16 protein-coding genes, 1 tRNA gene and 1 pseudogene are annotated in these 16,979 nt (G+C 66.8%); 8 read left to right on the forward strand and 10 right to left on the reverse strand.

Annotated features, from left to right (window positions below):
- The 4 genes and pseudogenes from BN4346_RS48300 to BN4346_RS49275 form a co-directional block, all read right to left on the reverse strand.
- The coding region (locus tag BN4346_RS48300; protein ID WP_167666269.1) for a hypothetical protein at positions 1–180 on the reverse strand (180 nt) is incomplete at its 3' end.
- A gap of 60 nt (positions 181–240) precedes the next feature.
- Positions 241–2,778 carry a hypothetical protein gene (locus tag BN4346_RS44605; protein ID WP_067976708.1) on the reverse strand — a complete coding sequence of 846 codons (2,538 nt, stop codon included), beginning with the start codon at positions 2,776–2,778 and terminating at the stop codon, positions 241–243.
- Between the two features lie 27 nt (positions 2,779–2,805).
- Positions 2,806–5,046 (reverse strand): hypothetical protein, encoded by a 2,241-nt coding sequence (locus BN4346_RS44610; protein ID WP_154677675.1) that lies wholly within the window; start codon positions 5,044–5,046, stop codon positions 2,806–2,808.
- 162 nt (positions 5,047–5,208) lie between these two features.
- Positions 5,209–5,447 (reverse strand): annotated as a pseudogene (locus tag BN4346_RS49275) (haloalkane dehalogenase); the annotation flags it as partial.
- Between the two features lie 107 nt (positions 5,448–5,554).
- Here BN4346_RS49275 and BN4346_RS44620 point away from each other — a divergent pair.
- Positions 5,555–5,971, forward strand: a complete 417-nt coding sequence (locus BN4346_RS44620; RefSeq protein ID WP_067976710.1) for a DUF302 domain-containing protein — start codon at positions 5,555–5,557, stop codon at positions 5,969–5,971.
- Between the two features lie 188 nt (positions 5,972–6,159).
- The gene (locus tag BN4346_RS44625) at positions 6,160–8,007 is read left to right on the forward strand and encodes a fatty acyl-AMP ligase (RefSeq protein WP_067976711.1); all 1,848 of its coding nucleotides are present in this window, start codon (positions 6,160–6,162) and stop codon (positions 8,005–8,007) included.
- On the opposite strand, the gene BN4346_RS44630 is transcribed toward BN4346_RS44625, so the two are convergent.
- Entirely contained in the window at positions 8,004–8,477 is a 474-nt protein-coding gene (locus BN4346_RS44630) for an NUDIX domain-containing protein (RefSeq protein WP_067976712.1), read from the reverse strand. The two genes, BN4346_RS44625 and BN4346_RS44630, sit on opposite strands and share 4 nt — an antisense overlap.
- A 3-nt stretch (positions 8,478–8,480) precedes the next feature.
- Positions 8,481–9,839, reverse strand: a complete 1,359-nt coding sequence (locus tag BN4346_RS44635; protein ID WP_067976713.1) for a WS/DGAT/MGAT family O-acyltransferase — start codon at positions 9,837–9,839, stop codon at positions 8,481–8,483.
- Positions 9,840–9,889: 50 nt separating this feature from the next.
- Here BN4346_RS44635 and BN4346_RS44640 point away from each other — a divergent pair, with 50 nt between their 5' ends.
- The 4 genes from BN4346_RS44640 (at position 9,890) to BN4346_RS44655 (ending at position 13,724) form a co-directional block, all read left to right on the forward strand.
- Complete coding sequence (locus tag BN4346_RS44640; RefSeq protein WP_067976714.1) at positions 9,890–10,630, forward strand: Rv3717 family N-acetylmuramoyl-L-alanine amidase; 741 nt, start codon at positions 9,890–9,892, stop codon at positions 10,628–10,630.
- A 2-nt stretch (positions 10,631–10,632) separates the two neighbouring features.
- Positions 10,633–12,096: a neutral zinc metallopeptidase gene (locus tag BN4346_RS44645; protein ID WP_067976715.1), complete on the forward strand. Its 1,464-nt coding sequence runs from the start codon at positions 10,633–10,635 to the stop codon at positions 12,094–12,096.
- Between the two features lie 298 nt (positions 12,097–12,394).
- Positions 12,395–12,718 carry a DUF4333 domain-containing protein gene (locus BN4346_RS49285; protein ID WP_067976716.1) on the forward strand — a complete coding sequence of 108 codons (324 nt, stop codon included), beginning with the start codon at positions 12,395–12,397 and terminating at the stop codon, positions 12,716–12,718.
- 163 nt (positions 12,719–12,881) lie between these two features.
- Complete coding sequence (locus BN4346_RS44655) at positions 12,882–13,724, forward strand: formate/nitrite transporter family protein (RefSeq protein ID WP_067976717.1); 843 nt, start codon at positions 12,882–12,884, stop codon at positions 13,722–13,724.
- Positions 13,725–13,847: 123 nt separating this feature from the next.
- Here the strand turns inward: BN4346_RS44655 and BN4346_RS44660 are convergent.
- The 3 genes from BN4346_RS44660 to BN4346_RS44670 form a co-directional block, all read right to left on the reverse strand.
- Positions 13,848–13,938: transfer RNA gene (locus tag BN4346_RS44660), tRNA-Ser, on the reverse strand.
- Between the two features lie 29 nt (positions 13,939–13,967).
- Complete coding sequence (locus BN4346_RS44665; RefSeq protein ID WP_067976718.1) at positions 13,968–14,435, reverse strand: nucleoside deaminase; 468 nt, start codon at positions 14,433–14,435, stop codon at positions 13,968–13,970.
- On the reverse strand, positions 14,432–14,953 hold the full coding sequence (locus tag BN4346_RS44670) for a tRNA adenosine deaminase-associated protein (RefSeq protein WP_067976719.1): 522 nt from the start codon (positions 14,951–14,953) through the stop codon (positions 14,432–14,434). Before BN4346_RS44670 ends, BN4346_RS44665 begins: the two co-directional genes overlap by 4 nt.
- Positions 14,954–15,037: 84 nt before the next feature.
- On the opposite strand from BN4346_RS44670, the gene BN4346_RS44675 reads away from it, so the two are divergent.
- Positions 15,038–15,979 carry a prephenate dehydrogenase gene (locus tag BN4346_RS44675; protein WP_067976720.1) on the forward strand — a complete coding sequence of 314 codons (942 nt, stop codon included), beginning with the start codon at positions 15,038–15,040 and terminating at the stop codon, positions 15,977–15,979.
- On the opposite strand, the gene BN4346_RS44680 is transcribed toward BN4346_RS44675, so the two are convergent.
- A complete protein-coding gene (locus BN4346_RS44680; RefSeq protein WP_235653818.1) occupies positions 15,945–16,475 on the reverse strand; it encodes a putative glycolipid-binding domain-containing protein in 531 nt (176 codons plus the stop codon). The genes BN4346_RS44675 and BN4346_RS44680 overlap by 35 nt on opposite strands.
- 170 nt (positions 16,476–16,645) lie before the next feature.
- On the opposite strand from BN4346_RS44680, the gene BN4346_RS44685 reads away from it, so the two are divergent.
- Complete coding sequence (locus BN4346_RS44685; RefSeq protein WP_067976722.1) at positions 16,646–16,978, forward strand: LapA family protein; 333 nt, start codon at positions 16,646–16,648, stop codon at positions 16,976–16,978.
- Position 16,979 lies beyond the last annotated feature (1 nt).

Below are 16,979 nucleotides of genomic sequence, written 5' to 3' on the forward strand. Positions count from 1 at the left end.
GGCATCGCCCGAGTCCCACCCGAACAGGTCGGTGAACCAGCCGAAGTCCTCGGCCTGCGCCGGCGGCGCGGCCGCCAGCGGACTCAACCCGAACGCCAGAAACGCCCCCACCGCCGTGCCGGCGCCCGCCACCCGTCGACGCGCACCCCGGCCCCGCGCGGACCTATTGTTCTCAGCCATCCGGATTTTCCTATCTGTGCTTATCCGAAGTTGAAGTTCTTGTTGTGGTGGTGCCGACCGCTATCCGGCGAGCGCATCCGCGATCATCTGCGGGATGCCCTGGCCCAGCTGCGCGAAGAAGCCGAAGAAGTCGCCGGCGACGACGCCCAGGACGTCGGTGTCGTTCAGCCCGAGGCTGCCCAGGATGTTCGTCACGGTCGCGTCGCTGATGCCCAGGTCGTTCAGGATCGTGCCGATGGTCGTGCCACCCAGCAGGTCGTTGACGACGTCGTCGAGATGCACGTTGTTCAGCCCGAGGCTGGTCAGCACCGAATTCAGCGACACCCCGCCCAGCAGGCTGGTGAGGACGTCATCCAGATGGACGTTGTTGAGGTCCAGGTCGTCGAGGAGGTTGCCCACGTACACGCCGCCCAACAGGTTGTTGAGGAACGTCTCGAGCGTGACCCCGCCCAGGCCCAGGTCGTTGAGGATGTTCTGGACATACACGCCGCCCAGCAGGTCGTTGACCACGTCGGTGACGTGTATCGAACCCAGGCCCAGACTGTTGAGCATCTGCGTCACGGTCATGTCCAGGCCGAGCCGGTCGATCACGGTGTCCAGGTCGAGGTTGTTCAGGCCCCAGGAGCTCAGCAGCGACACCAGCGTGGTGTCGACCAGCCAGGGGAAACCGTTGGTGACGATGTCGTTGACCGTCACGTTGTCGAGGCCCAGGTTGACCAGGAAGTCGTGCAGCGTGGTGTCTATGTGCAGACCGAAGAGGATGGTGCTCAGGTGCTCGTCGCCCTGTCCGGTGGCCGCGACCAGCTGGCCCAGGTTGACGTCGGTGAGCGGGGTGCCGGCGGGAACCCCGGCGATGCCGTTGCCGTCGGCGTGCAAGTTGTGCAGCGTCTGGTAGACGGTGTTGCTGCCCATCAGCGAACTCAGCGTCGCCGAGCAGTCGATGCCCACCACGACCGCCAAGGAGCAGGTGGTGCTGTCCAGCGGCATGCCCGCTTCGGCCGCGAGGTCCTGGATGGTCTTGGCGCCGTAGTTCATCGCCATGTTGCTGGCCAGGAAGTCCGCCCAGGGCACGCTGCCCAACGGCTGGCCGGCGTAGGGGTCCAGGACCGGGTCGGGCTTGGCCGGGTCGGCCGGCGGCACCAGGGTGGAGTTGAGCAGCTCACCCAGCGACAGGTCGGCGTAGGTGGTGTTGGGGTCAGCGGGATTCGGGATCTGCTGCAGCAGCTCGACCAGCGTGTAGTCCATGCCCTGGCCCTGGAGCATGTTGACCAGCAACTGGCTCAGGGTGACATCGTCGCCGGTGCCCATTAGCGAATCGACCAGGTCGACCGGGGTCAGCTGCCCGTAGCCGGTGGAGTCCAGCAGTGATGTCAGCATGTTGCCGATGGTCATGCCGCCCATACCCAGGGACTCCATCAGGCCGGTGATCGTCGGGTCACCCCCGGCCACCGCGTGCAGCCCCTCCTTCAGCACGTCGCCGAGGGTCATGTCACCGATACCGAATTGCTGAACCAGGCCGGTGATCGACAAGTTGCCCATGCCCATGGCGTCGAGCAGCGCAACCGCCAGGGACCCCACCGTCGGGTTGGAGCCCATGCCCGCGGCTTCCAGCACGCTCATCGCCAGACTCGTCATCGACTGGTTGGTGCCCATCCCCACCTGGTTGAGCACCTCGATCAGCAGGCTCGACACCGACATCTCACCCAGGCCGGCCTGGTCGGCCAAACCGCTGATGGTCGGGTTACCGATGCCCATGGTGTCGAGCAGGCCGATCATCAGCTGGGACAGCGAAAGGTCACCCAGGCCGAACTGGTCGGCCAGGTCGGTGATGGACGCGCCGCCCAGGCCGACGGAATCGAGCACACCGGTCACCACGCCAGCCACCGGCATGTCCGCCAGGCCGACCTGTTGGGCCAGGTCACCAACGGTCAGGTTGCCCATGCCCGCCATATCGACGAGCTGACCGATGGTCAGGGTGAGGTCGAAGGGCTGGGCCGGAGCCAGCAGGCCGTTGAAGACCGGGAGGTGGATGCCGGCCAGGTCCAGGCCGTCCTGGCCGTTGAGGAAGGCGTCGAGCAGGGTGGCCGGGGCACCGAGCAGGGCGAACAGCGCGCCGAGCGGGTCGGAGAAGTCGAAGATCTGGCTGATGAGATCGTTGAATGCGTTGCCGAGGGTGACGAACGGACCGATCGCGGAAAGCAGCAGACCGAGCGTCGGCGTCAGCTCGGTGCCGATCTCGATCGGCAGACCCGACGAGATGGTCTGGACGCTGGGCAGCAGGGTGTTCAGCATGACCAACGCGTCGGGGATGTGCATCAGCGACCCGAGGGGATCACTGAAGAACTGGGTCAGGATCGGGAAGTCGAACGCGTGCGAACCCAGGCTGGCCAGGTTGTTGGCCGTGTTGGTGATCAGGTCGGTGTAGGGCGTGAAGATGTCGCCCAGATCCGCGGTCAGCGCCACGGCCCGGTGCTCGGCCTGGTTGAGCTGCCGGGCAACCTCCGGGAGCTGCGGTGCAGCGGGAACGACCGCGATCATGGCGGCACCGGCGATGCCCATGCCCGTGGTGACATACGGCCGAAGCGACTTGTGCGTCATTGCTTTCCCCATCGGTTATCGGGACGATCAGAAGTTGAAGAGGGTGGGAATCAGGCCCGCGACATCCGCGATGTGGAGGTTGAGAACATCCATATCGGCCAGACCCAGCTGGTCGAGCAGCCCGCTCAGATCCAGAAATCCGAGGCCGAGGTCGTCGAGCAGCGAATTGACGGTGGCGTCGCCGAACAGCTGCTGCAGCATGGTGTCCAGGTCCAGGTTGCCGAACCCGATGCTGCCGAGCAGGTCGTCCACGGTGGTGGTGCCCAGCGCCGATTCCACGATGCCGAACAGGTCCATGCTGCCGAAACCCGACTGGGTGAGCAGGTCGCCCACGGTGGTGGTGCCCAGCAGCTGGTCGATCAGCGAGTACAGATCGGTGTTGCCCAGGCCCCAGTTGTCCAGCGCATTGCCGACGGTCATGCCACCGAACAGCTGCTGGAAGATCGAGTTCAGATCCATGCTGCCGAAACCCGACTGGTTGAGCACGTCGCCCACGGTCGTGGTGCCCAGCAGGCCGGCCACCAGGTCATCCAGCGTCGAGGTGTTCAACCCCAGGCTGGTGAGCAGCGCCGACACCGTCTGGTCACCCAATAGCTGACCCACCAGCTGGTCGAGGGTGGTGTCGTTCAGACCCATGTCCGTGAGCAACCCGGACAGCGTGGTGGTGAGGCTGGTTTCCAGCATGTCGCTGATCTTGACGTCGCCGAAATCGCCGAGCAGCTGCCCCAACGTCACGTTGGGGTCGGGCAGGAAGCTGAGCAGCGTCTGACCCATATTCGGCGCCAGCAACTGGTCGCCCACGGCGAAGGTGAGCTTGCCGGTGATGTGGATCGACCCGGGCAGCGGGCTGGCGCCCGGGCCGGAGGCGTTGATCACGTCGTTGATCGTCAGTCCGCCGAAGCCGAGGTTGCCGATGATGTCACCGAGCGTGGTGTTCTCCAGGTTCGCGGCGCCGAGGATGTCGGCGACCTTCAGGTCCTCGAGGCCCGCAGCCTCCAGCAGCCCATTGAAGGTCAGGTCCTGCAGGTTCAGCCCGGTGAGCAGGTCGGCGCCCAGCTGACCCAGGCTCAGGTTGCCGAAGCCCGCGGCGTCGATCAGGTCGACCGGCGTCCGCTGGCCAAGGCTCAGCGCGTCGAGGAAGGTGGTCGCCACCTGGCCCACCCCTAGGCTGCCGACACCCAGGGCGTTGAGGAGATCGACCGGGGTCTGCTGGCCAAGGTTCAGTGAGTTCAGCAGGGTGCTCGCCAGGCCGGACAACGGCTGCTGGGCCAGGCCGACGTCACTGGCCAGTTGGTAGATGGTCGGGTTACCGATCTCGAGCGAGTCGAGCACATGGCTGAGCAGGTCGGGAATGGTCATGCTGCCCAGGCCGACCTCGTCGGTCAGGTCGCCGATGGTGGCGTTACCGATGCCCAGCGCTTCGAGGATGTCCTTGGCCAGATCCGCGACCTCGGTGTTAGCCAGGCCCAACTGCTGGGTCAGCTCGAGAACGGTCGGATTGCCGATCTGCAACGCGTTCAGGACCGATTCGGCCAGGCTGGCCACCGGAACCGTGCCGAGGCCGAGCATGTCGACCAGATCGGTGATCGTCGGGTTACCCAAACCCAGACCGTTGAGCAGGTTCGTCGCCAGCTCCACGAGCTGCTGATCGCCGATTCCGAGCTGGGTCAGCAGCTGGGGCAAAGTCTGGTTAGCCAGGCCCAGTTCGGTCAGCAACTGGCCGGCCTGCACGTTGACATCGACATTGTGCGGGGCGACGAGGATGCCGTTGAACAGCGGGACGCTGACGCCGAGCACGGTGAGGCTGGCCTCGCCGTTGAGGAAGGCGTTGAGGATGGTGAATGGGGCTTGGATCAGAGCCAGCAAGGCCTGCAGCGGCTGACTCCAGTCGAAGACCTGGGCGATGATCTCGTTGATCGCTTCGTTGACGGTCACGAAGGGACCGACCACGGCCAGCGCGAGCATGATCGCTTGCGAAAGCTCCGGAGCGATCACCACCGCGGCGTCGGCGGCTCCCGGGCCGCCGGCGCCGGTCAGCGCGCCGAGCAGGTCTGGCAGTTGGCTGAGGGACCCGGCGGGATCGGAGAGCAACTGGGTGAGCCCGAAGATGCCGGTGGGATCCCCGGTCAACTTGACCGGCAGATGCCGGACCTGCGGCAGCTGTTCGGCGACGTCAGGCAGCCGCGGGGCTGCCGGCACGACGGCGACCATTGCGGCGCCCGCGACGGTCAAACCATTGGTCATGTACGGACGAAGCGTCTGCAGCATCGTCGCCCTCTCTCAAGCCGCCAGGATTTCTAAAATATAGATAATAGAAATCCCCCAACGAGCCTGAGTTTTCCCCAAGTTAATGGTCCTGTCAAAATAAGCGTTACCGTAATGCCTTCGGGAGTTACAGGAATCGACGAACGCAGCCGCCGGGTTAGTTTGCTACGACCGGGCGCGTAGGAGCTCCACGATGTGGCCCGCGAGTGATCTGCCCCCATCTTCCTGCAGGAAGTGACCGGCATCACGGAGCGCCGGGCGTGACCGGTCCTTTGCTCAACCATCTCGCGCTGGAAGGCCGGCGCCATGGCGCCGGTGATCGGGTCGCCGCCAGTGAACGCGACCAACATCGGGGTCTGCGAGGCGCACAATGCGGCCCCCGCCGCCCGGTTGGCCGGGGCGGCGGATGTCGTCCGGTGTACGCAGGGCCTGCATCAGCCGGCGATGCCGTGACGTCCTATACCCCCGGGGGTGTTTGATAGACTGGGCTCACCGCAACCAAGGAGGCCCCATGTCCGTGGCGATCAGCACCGCAGTGACCGGAACCGATTTCGACGCAGTCACCGAGAAGACCCGAGAGATTTTGAAGAACAACGGTTTCGGTGTACTGACCGAGATCGACATGCAGGCAACGCTGAGAGTCAAGCTCGGCGAGGAGATGGAGCGCTACCTCATCCTGGGTGCCTGCAATCCGCCGCTGGCGCACCGGGCCGTGACCGCCGAGAAGCGCATCGGGGTGCTGCTGCCCTGCAACGTCGTGGTCCGCGAAGACACTGAGCACCCGGGCACGGTGTTGGTGGAGGCGATGAATCCGCAACTGATGGCCCAGATCATCGACAATCCGGCATTGGCGGCCATCGCCGACGAGGTGAGCGAGAAGATCCGCACCGTCATCGATACGCTGGCGGTGGCGTTGCGCACCATCTGAAAGGAACGGCCGATGTGCTATCCCGTGCCCTGTCGGGTCTGCGGTAAAACCACCTGGGACGGCTGTGGCGAGCACGTCGCAGAGGTGCAGGCCCAGGTGCCACCGGAACAGTGGTGCGGCGGACATCCGGAGACACAACACTCGTAGTCGCGCCCTTGGACGCAACTCGCACGGATTATGGTGTCGGCATGCCTGAGCAGTTCATTCCAACAACGCCCACCCTGGTGGACTTGCTTCGGCTGCAGGCCGCCCGATACGGGGACAAAGTCGCGTTTAGCTTCGCCCCGGACGGCAAGAAGGTCATTGACCGCCTGACTTTTCGCGAGCTCGACGCCAAAGCTCAGGCAGTTGCGGCCACCCTGCAACGTCAAGGCGCTGCCGGGCAGCGGGCACTGGTGATCTGCCGACCTGGTCTGGACAGCATCGTCAGCTTCTTCGGCTGCTTCTACGCCGGCGCGATCGCGGTACCGGTGGATACGCCACTCGCGCGCCTGAAGCTGGTTGCGCCCGATGCGCAAGCCAGTTTTGCGGTCGCGACCGCCGCCACCCAAAATCAACTGCAGGCACTGGCCGCCGACGTACCCGGCATGTCGGGGTTGCAGTGGTGTGCCACCGACCAACCCACCGCCAACCCCGGCGATTGGGACCGGCCCGACATCGACCCCAGCACTACGGCGTTGATCCAATACACCTCCGGGTCGACCAAATCGCCCAAAGGCGTGGTGGTCACGCACGGCAACCTCATCCACAATTTGGAAGCGATCCGGCGAGCCTGGCGCGGCGACGAGAATGCCCGGAGCGTCTACTTTCTGCCGCAGCAGCACGACATGGGACTTATCGGCGGCGTCCTGGAGATGGTCTACGTCGGCTGCAGCACCGTGTTGATGTCGCCGATCGTCTTCTTCCAGCGCCCGATGGCATGGCTGGAAGCGATGTCGCTGCATCGGGCCACCACTAGCGCGGCGCCCAACGCCGCGTACCGACTGTGCGTCAAGCACAGCACTCCTGCGCAGCGTGCGGCGTTGGATCTGTCGAACTGGTCCACCGCGGCCATCAGTTCCGAGCAGATCCACGCCACGACCATGCAAGAGTTCGCCGACGCGTTCGCTCCGGCCGGGTTCCGGCTGGAGACGTTTCGCCCCGCCTATGGGCTGGCCGAGGCCACCCTGCTGGTCACCGGCGACCCTGGACCTGACGTCGCCGGCGTCCGATACGTCGACGACGCCGCACTGGGCGAGAACCGCGCCGTCGACACTGCTCCCGGCGACGGTGCCGTCGCACTGGTCAGCTGCGGTCCCACGGTCTACGGCCAGCGGGTGGTGATCGTCGATCCAGAGACCCGCCTGCAGCGCGAACCGAACGAGGTAGGCGAGGTATGGGTATCCGGGCCCAGCGTTGCGCAGGGTTACTGGGCACGGCCGGAAGAGAACGCGCATACGTTCTCCGGTTTCATCGCCGGCACCGGGGAAGGCCCGTTCCTGCGCACCGGCGACCTGGGTTTTCTCTGCAACGACGAGCTGTTCGTCACCGGACGGTGGGCCGACCTGATCACGCTGCGCGACAGCGCCTACTACCCCAACAACATTGAGCCGACCGTGCAGGCCGTTCACCCGGCGTTGCTGGCCGACCGCTGCGCGGCCTTCGCGGTACAACCGAAGCCGGGCGCCGACAACCACTTGGTTGTCGTACAGGAGGTGGACTACCAGCAGCAGGTCGCGGAGTCCGAATTCCCCGGCATCATCGACACAATTCGGGCGGCAATCACCGAGCAGCACGGCATCGAGGTACATGATGTCTTGCTGGTGCCTGGGATGCGGCTGCCGACCACGTCGAGCGGCAAGATTCAGCGCGGAGCATGCCGCCAGCATTTCTTGGACGGCAATCTGGACGCGTTGGCGCAATGGCATGCTCCGGCGGTGCCGGTCGAGAGCGCCCAGAACCCACCGGGGAACGCGTTTGCCAGGATGCTCATCAACAGTTTGGTGCAACGGCAGCAGCAACAACGCCAAACACCGCCAAACACCGCCATCGGTTAGAGCTTGGCCCCTAGGTAGTCCGCCAACCGGTCGAGGATGGGCCGCTGCCCGGCCAACAGCTTGATACGCGCCTGGGTCACCGAGAACCAGCCCACCCGGTCGACTTCGGGAAACTCCCGTCGCTGTCCCGACCGCGGCGGCCACTCCAATTCGAATGTGTTGCTGCGGGCGTCGGTGACGTCGAGGTCGCCGCGCACGGCGAACACCGCGACCACCTTTCCGCCGGCCTGTCGCACCACGCCGAGATCGACACGCTCGCCGTCCGGCGGCTCCAGGCCGATCTCCTCGGTGAATTCACGTCGCGCGGTATCCCACGGGTCCTCACCCTCGGGTTGTTCGCCCTTGGGAATCGACCAGGCCCCGTCGTCCTTGCGCGCCCAGAACGGTCCGCCCGGATGGGCGATCAGCACCTCAACGGCGCCGTCGGCGCCCGGCCGGTACAACAGCAATCCGGCGCTGCGCTTGGCCACGCCTCACACACCCACGGCGTGTTCCAGGTCTTCCAGTGCGGTGTCCAGGTGCCCGAGCAGGCGTTGCAGATGCGGAACGGAGCGACGGCAACCGACCAGCCCGAAATCAAGATTGCCGGCGTTGCTGACGACGGTCATGTTCAGTGCCTGCCCGTCCAGAGCGATCGACATCGGATAGTTCCCGTCCAGGCGGGCTCCCCGCCAGTACAGCGGCTCGGCCGGGCCGGGCACGTTGGAGATGACGATGTTGAACGGTGGCTTGGCCGCCGAGACGAACCCGGGGATGGCCGCCAAGGCCAGCGGCGCCATATTGGCCGCCGACAATGCCAGCGCCTGGGTGCGCGGCAGCTCGCTGAACACTTTCTTGTTGCGGCGCATCGACTCACTGATGGTCGACAGCCGCTGCCCGGGGTCCTCGAGATCGGTGGCCAGGTTGCACAAGATGGCGCCGACCATGTTGCCGCCGGACTCGGCTTCGGCTTCGGTGCGCAGGCTCACCGGGACCATCGCCACCAACGGATGGTCTGGCAGTGCGTTCTGCTCATCGAGGTAGGCACGCAGCGCGCCGGCGCACATCGCGAGCACCACGTCGTTGAGCGTGACCCCGGCCGCTCGTTTGACCGCGATGACCCGCGCCACCGGCCAGGACTGCGCCGCGCACCGGCGGGCGCCGCCGATTTTGACGTTGAGCATGGTGCGCGGCGCCTCGAACGGCAGGGTCAGCTGCTGCTCCAACAGTGCGGCACGCGCCAGCTTCACCGTCGACGGCCCAAGGGCGGCAACGCCTTTGACCATCGACGTCAGTTCGCTCAACAGAGACGGGGGCTCGGGGCGCGGCCGCGATGAGGGCCGGACCGACCAGGGAGTGCGCAATTCCGATTCGCGCGGATCGGTCGACAGGGTGCGGCGCGTCAGCCGCAGCAACGAGACACCGTCGATCAGCGAGTGGTGGACCTTGACGTAGACAGCGAACCGACCGTCGGCCAGGCCCTCCACCACGTGGGCCTCCCATAATGGGCGGTGCCGGTCAAGAAGAGTGCCGTGCAGCCGTGAGGTCAGCTCGAGCAGGTCCCGCACCCGGCCCGGTACCGGCAGCGCCGACCGCCGCACGTGGTACTCAAGGACGACGTCGTCGTCAAACGTCCAGCCCACGCCCGAGATCCCGCCGAGCAGCGACGCCGGGCGCTTGCGGAACGCGGGCTCCAGATCATGAGCGCCCAGCAGACCCCGATAGATCTCGCCGACAAACTCGGGCCCGGCGCCCTCCGGCGGCTCCAACAGCATCAGCCCGCCGACGTGCATGGGGTGCTCCCGCGTTTCGGTCAGCAGGAAGACCGAATCGAGCGGTGACATCAGCTGCATCGATCCATTAGACCCCGGAAGGCCCCGTGACCGCTTGCTAGTCTGGCCCGGTGCGTCGCCGGACCGTTATCTGTGTCGCCTCGGCCGCGTGCTTCCTCGCGGCCGGCACAGGCGCGCCTACCGCTCCGGCCGATCCCGCAAACCCCGCCGTTGCCGGCAAGACGGTGTTTCTGGACCCCGGGCACAGCGGCGCCAACGACGCCTCGATCGGCCGGCAGGTGCCCAACGGGCGCGGCGGCACCAAGCCCTGTCAGACCAGCGGAACCGCCGCCGACGACGGCTACCCCGAGCACAGCCTGACCTGGGACGTGACCAACCGGATCCGGGCCGCCCTCGATCAGCTCGGCGTGCACACCGAACTCTCGCGTGCCGATGACACCTCGGTAGGCCCGTGCATCGACGCGCGGGCCGCGGCGGCCAACGCCGCGCACCCGGACGCGATTGTGTCTATCCACGCCGATGGTGGGCCGGCCTCGGGCCGCGGATTTCACGTCAACTACTCCAGCCCGGCCCTCAACGACGCCCAGTCCGGTCCGGCCGTGGCGCTGGCCGACGACATCCGGGATTCCCTGACGGCCGCGGGGATTCCCCAGTCCAGCTATCTCGGCGCGGACGGACTGTACGGGCGAGCGGATCTGGCCGGGCTGAACCTGGCCGAGTATCCGGCGGTGCTCGTCGAACTGGGCAACATGCGTAATGCCCAGGACGCGGCACTGCTGGAGAGCGCCGACGGCCGGGCACAGTACGCGGCGGCGGTCACCAGCGGGATCGTGACCTACCTCAGCAGGTGACGATGTCTCAACGCGGATTCGGCCTTACCGCCAGAACGCTTTTCGGGGTGGCCGCCCTGGTCCTGGCACTGACGGGCTGCTCGCAGAACAGCGCCCCGGCGGTGGTTGCCGGGCATGCGATATCGATGCTGTACGACCCCGGCCGGGTCGGCGGGCTGCCCACCGCGGAGGGGCCCAGCGGCCCGCGCGGCGACGTTCCGCCGGTCACCGCCCGAGTGCGAAACAGCGACGGCGGGGAGATCGACCGGTTATCGCTGCTGGCAATCGACGACATCGAGGACTACTGGACTCAGCACTACGCCGAGGCGCTGCGCGGACGCTTCCAGCCGGTCTCGACGCTGATGTCGTATGACTCCACCGACGCGGACGGCCCGTCGGTGTGCGGCGGCGATGTCTACCACCTGCCGAACGCGATGTATTGCCGCCGGATGGACACGATGGCCTGGGACCGCGCCAAATTCCTGCCAACGGCCCGAAAGTACTTCGGCGACATGGCGATCAACGGGACGTTGGCGCACGAATACGGGCACGCCCTGCAGAACATGGCCGGGATCGTCAACCCACTGACGCGCACCCTGGTCCGCGAACAACAGGCCGACTGTTTCGCCGGGGTGTATCTGCAGTGGGTGGCCGCGGGCAGCTCCGCGCGGGTGCAGTTGAGCACCGGCGACGGCCTCAACCATGTGCTGGCCGGTCTGATCGTGATCCGCGATCCGGTGTCGACGCCAGACAACCCGGTGTCGATCTCCGATGAGCACGGCACCGCCCTGGACCGGGTGGGCGCCTTCCAGACCGGCTTCGACGGCGGCGCGGCGCAGTGCGCCGAGATCGACATGGACGAGATCCGCAAGCGCCGTGGGGATCTGCCGAATTCCCTGTTCGATTCGCAGTCCCCGCAAAGCGATCTCACGATCGACGAATCGGTGTTGTCGACGCTGATGGAGCAGCTGGGCCAGATCTTCGGCCTGTCCCGGCCGCCGGAGCTGGCGACGTCGGGCAAATGCCCCAGTGGACACCAGCCCGACCCGGTGGCCTACTGCCCGGAGTCCAACCTCATCGTCGTGGACATGGCCGGATTGCAGGAGATGAGCGCGCCGACTGATCAATCGACGCTGGGTATGCCGCAGGGCGACAACACCGGATTGTCCGCCGTCACATCGCGGTATGCACTTGCGGTACAACGTGAACGCCAGGTCGGCTTGGAGTCAGCGTCGGCGGCGTTGCGCACCGCGTGTCTGACCGGGGTGGCCCAGCGCCGGATGGCCGAGCCCATGACACTGTCGTCGGGCCCGGGCTTGACGCTGGCCGGCGGCGACCTCGACGAGGCGGTGACGGGCCTGCTGATGAACGGGATCGTCGCCAGTGATGCCAACGACGACACCGTACCGGCGGGATTCACCCGGATCCTGGCGTTCCGGTCCGGACTGCACGGCGACGTCGACGGCTGCTTCGAGCGGTTCCCGTGATGGGCGCGATGTCATGAACCGCCGAGACGACCCGCGTGAACCGCCGGAGCGGCGGACCACGCCGATACCGCGGACACCAGAGCAGCCGCGTGGGCCGCAGGGGCCGCCGCCGCAGCGCCCGCGGCCGCCCGAACGGCCTTGGTATCTGGAGGTCCGCCGGCCTCCGGCGCCCCCGCCGCACCGGCCGCCACAGTCGGGCCCGCGGCCTCCGGTACCGCCGGACCGGCGCCAGCCGCGGACGAGCTCCCCTGCCGATGCCCCGAAGCCGGCGGACCCGCAACCCCCGTCGAACCGCGCCGTGCTGGTCGCCGCGGCCCTGACCGGACTACTCGCCCTCGGCGTGCTCCTGGCCTTGGTGCTGCGCGGCGCCGTCGGCGGCTCGGGCCCCGTCGAACTCGATGTACTCAAGGCCCAAGACGGTGTCCGCCAGGTGCTCACCGATCCGATCAACGGCTACGGACGCGACAACGTCACCAATGTCCGATGCAACAACGGGGTGAATCCGACGGTGCGCAAAGGCGCCAGTTTCAGCTGTGTGGTCACTGTCGACGGCGCCCAGCGCCGGGTGCTGGTGGAGTTCGCCGACGACGCCGGGACTTATGCGGTCGACCGGCCTCGGTGATGTCTAGCTGGTAAAACGCAGCACAGGCCCCGCGAAGACATTGTTGCGCAATGTCTGTGGGCTGACTAGGAGTTGGCTGGCGAGCTTCCTCCGAGCGGACAGCGACACCGTAGGGTCACACGCGCCGATCCAACTACTGCACCCTGTGGTTCTGAGGAGTTCGATGACTTACGTCAAGCCGCCCGAGCTGATCAATGTCATGATCGACGCCGGCCAGTCCAAGATTTTCATGTCCACCCGCGACACCCTGATCCGCGCGTTCATGGCCGGTGCGACGCTGGCGCTGGGCGCGGCGTTCGCGGTGTCCATGACGGTGCAGACCGGTCAGGCGATCATCGGGGCACTGCTGTTTCCGGCTGGTTTTTGCATCCTCTACCTGCTCGGATACGACCTTTTGACCGGTGTGTTCGTGTTGGCGCCGTTGGCCTGGCTCGACAAGCGTCCGGGTGTGACCATCGGCGGGGTGCTGCGGAACTGGGGACTGGTGTTCATCGGCAACTTCGCCGGTGCCTTCACCGTCGCGGTGCTGATGGCGATCGTCTTTACCTACGGCTTCTCTAGTCCGCCCAACGAAGTCGGTCAGATGATCGGGCACATCGGCGAGGCTCGCACGCTCGGCTATGCCGCACACGGCTTTCCGGGCATGGTGACCTTGTTTGTGCGCGGCATGCTGTGCAACTGGATGGTATCTACCGGGGTAGTCGGCGCCATGCTGGCCACCGACGTCACCGGAAAGGTGATCGCCATGTGGCTGCCGGTGTCGCTGTTCTTCGCAATGGGATTCGAGCATTCGATCGTCAACATGTACCTGTTTCCCTCCGGCCTGATGCTCGGCGGGCACTTCACCATCCTGAACTACATCGAGTGGAACGAGCTCCCCACGGTGCTGGGCAATCTGGTGGGCGGATTGGCCTTCACGGGGTTGGCCATGTACGCGACTCATTCGCGGACCGCGCCCAAACGCAGCATCCCGGCGGTACAGAAGGATTTGGCTGCCGGAGTCTGACGGCGGGTGGGCCTCGAGATCGGGCTGACGCAGGCCGCTACTCGCACTTTTCCTGCGTAGGTCAGATCTCACGAGTTAGCGATCGCCCCGGCAACAGGCCGGGGCGATCGCTAACTCATCACATGGCGGTGGCGGAGGGATTTGAACCCTCGGTGGGGGGTTACCCCACACACGCTTTCGAGGCGTGCTCCTTAGGCCGCTCGGACACGCCACCGCGGGACAGCGTACCCAACGAGGGGGCCATCAGCCCAATCGCTGCCGGGCGAAGAACGTTTCCAGTGGTGCAGCGCACTCGGCGGCGAGCACTCCGCCGCGCACCTCGGGGCGGTGATTGAGCCTGCGGTCCCGCACCACGTCCCACAGCGAGCCGACCGCCCCGGTCTTGGGTTCGAAGGCCCCGAACACCAGCCGTTCCACGCGCGCGGCCACCAACGCCCCCGCGCACATGGTGCAGGGCTCCAGGGTGACGGCCAGCGTCGCGCCGGTCAGCCGCCATCCGTCGCCGAGGACGGCGGCGGCAGCGCGGATGGCCAGCAGTTCGGCGTGCGCCGTCGGGTCTGACAGGGCTTCGCGCGCATTGGCCGCCTGGGCCAGCACGGTGCCGTCGGGACCGACCACCACCGCACCCACCGGCACATCGCGGGGCCCCGCCTGGCTAGCCGCCACCAGGGCCGCGCGGATCAGGTCCTCGTCGGTGGGAGCGCCGCTCACCGACTGCTTCGCGGCAGCGCCGCGGTGAGCTGCTCGTCGAAGCCCATCTCGCTGGCGATTCGGTGCAGCTGCTCCTCGACGGACAGGTCGGACTCGTCGAGAATGACGCTGAGCACCGCGGCGGGCAGGCCGATGTCGGACAGCACCCCCAAGTCGCCCTCCTCGAACGGATCGGCATCCTCCAGGTCGTCGGCATCGATGTCGGCGTCGACCTGCTCGAGCACCTCGTCGGCAAGGTCATAGTCCAGCGCTGCGGTGGCATCCGAGAGCAACAGACGAGTACCGGCCGGGCCTGGACGGATGATCACGAAGAACTCGTGGTCGACATTGATCAGACCGAAAACGGCTCCGGCACTGCGCAGTTCACGTAGCTCGGTCTCTGCTGTGGAAAGACTGGTGAGGGCCTCAGCACGCATCGACGTGCAACGCCACTTGCCGTCTTCACGCACAACAGCCACTCCGAAACCGTCCAGCTTCTCCGCCGGCCGGCCCGGTGCAGACGATCTCTGTGCTCCCATGGGCGCCTACGGTAGTCGCCGCTTACGCCCTTGACCAGCGTGTGCCAACCTGGACAGGTGGCAGTGAGCACAGTAAAGACTCCGGTGTGCGTTTTGGGGCTCGGCCTGATCGGCGGTTCGGTGCTGCGCGCGGCCGCCGCGGCAGGCCGGGAGGCGTTCGGCTACAACAGGTCGGCTGACGGGGTGAACGCCGCAGTCGCCGACGGATTCGACGCCACCACCGAGTTGGAAACAGCCCTGAAGCGCGCCGCGGCGACCGATGCGCTGATTGTGATCGCCGTCCCGGTGCCGGCGCTGCCGATGCTGCTCGGCCCGATCAGCCGCCTGGCACCCGAATGCCCCCTGACCGACGTCACCAGCGTCAAGAGCCCGGTACTCCACGAGATCACCGCCGCGGGACTGCAGGCTCGCTTCGTCGGCGGCCACCCGATGGCTGGGACTGCCCACTCCGGTTGGCCGGCCGGGCACGCCGATCTGTTCCAGGGGGCACCGTGGGTGATCAGCGTCGACGACCACGTAGACCCGGCGGTGTTCGCCGAGGTGCTGGACCTGATTCTGGACTGCGGATCGCTGGCGGTACCGGCCCGCTCCGAGGAACACGATGCTGCCGCGGCCGCTATCTCTCATCTGCCGCACCTGATGGCTGAGGCGCTGGCCGTCACAGCGGCCGACGTACCGCTGGCGTTCGCGCTGGCCGCCGGATCCTTCCGCGACGGCACCCGGGTCGCCGGAACGGCACCGGACCTGGTCCGGGCCATGTGCGAGGCCAACTGGCAACGACTGTTGCCGGCACTGGATCGCGCGATCGCGCTGTTGGCCGACGCGCGCGATTCGCTTTCGGCCTCGGATTCGGTGGCTGAACTGGTCAATCATGGGCATGCCGCCCGCACCCGCTACGACAGCTTCCCCCGCAGCGAGATCGTCACCGTCGTCGTCGGCGCCAGCGACTGGCGCCGGGAACTGGCCGCCGCCGGTCGGGCCGGCGGGGTGATCAGATCCGCGTTGCCAACCCGGGATAGTCGATGACGAAGCCGTCGGAATCGACGATGACGGTAGTACCACCGGGATCGGTTCCCGGCGTGATCACCGTGATGCCGGACCCGGTCCCGGCGCTGCGGTAGCTGGCAGTCGCCGCCACCACCGTCATATCGGGCAGATTCAGGTACAGCGTGGGCAGGGTGATGGCGGCCGCCCGCTCCTGCAGCCGGGCCCGCCGGATCGGCAAGGTGTTGAAGAACGGGCTGAACAGCATGTCAATGTCCAGGGCACCGTCATAGCCGGCGCGGGACTGCCCACGGGCGTCAGTGACCAGCCACATGTTCTCTTCGTCGCGGGCGATCACCAGCTGGCGTTCCCGTTCGGCAAGCGTGACGGTCAGTCCCAGCCGTTTGGTGGCTCCGGACTCATCGGTGTGCAGGTCGTAATAGACACCGAACGCCGGATGCTCCGCGGTGGCCCCGGCCACGATGCGGCCATTGGCCCTGATCCGGTTTCCGGACAGTTGCACACGTACCGACTCCATCCGGGGGGCGTCGGGCGCAACCCAGGTCAGAATCGCCGGCCACTGGCCGGGCGGGGGTGCGCTCACCGATCCACCGTAAGCGACCGGCCCACGATCCGCAGTGAGGCCCCCCGGTGCGCAAACTCACGAGAATCAGTTCATTTCTGGGTCCCAAGCGGCAAGATATCCCCATGAGCAGCGACCCGCGCGTGCCCGTCGACCCACCTCAGGGCGAAGCCAGCAGCCCGCCGCCACCTCCGGCGGCGATGCCGTTGACCCGCGCCGGCGCACTGTGGAGCGCGCTGATCGCCGGTTTTCTGGTCCTGATCGTGTTGCTGGTGTTCGTCACGCAGAACACCCGTCCGGTCGACCTGGCGTTCTTGGCCTGGACCTGGAGCCTGCCCACGGGCGTGGCGATCCTGCTCGCGGCGATCGGCGGCGGGCTACTGACGGCCCTGGTCGGGACCGCGCGGATCTTCCAGCTGCGCCGCGCCGCCAAGAAGACGCTCGGGGCCCGGCGATAGA

It is taken from the genome of Mycolicibacter icosiumassiliensis, assembly GCF_900078685.2.
GTDB classification, from domain to species: Bacteria; Actinomycetota; Actinomycetes; order Mycobacteriales; family Mycobacteriaceae; genus Mycobacterium; species Mycobacterium icosiumassiliensis.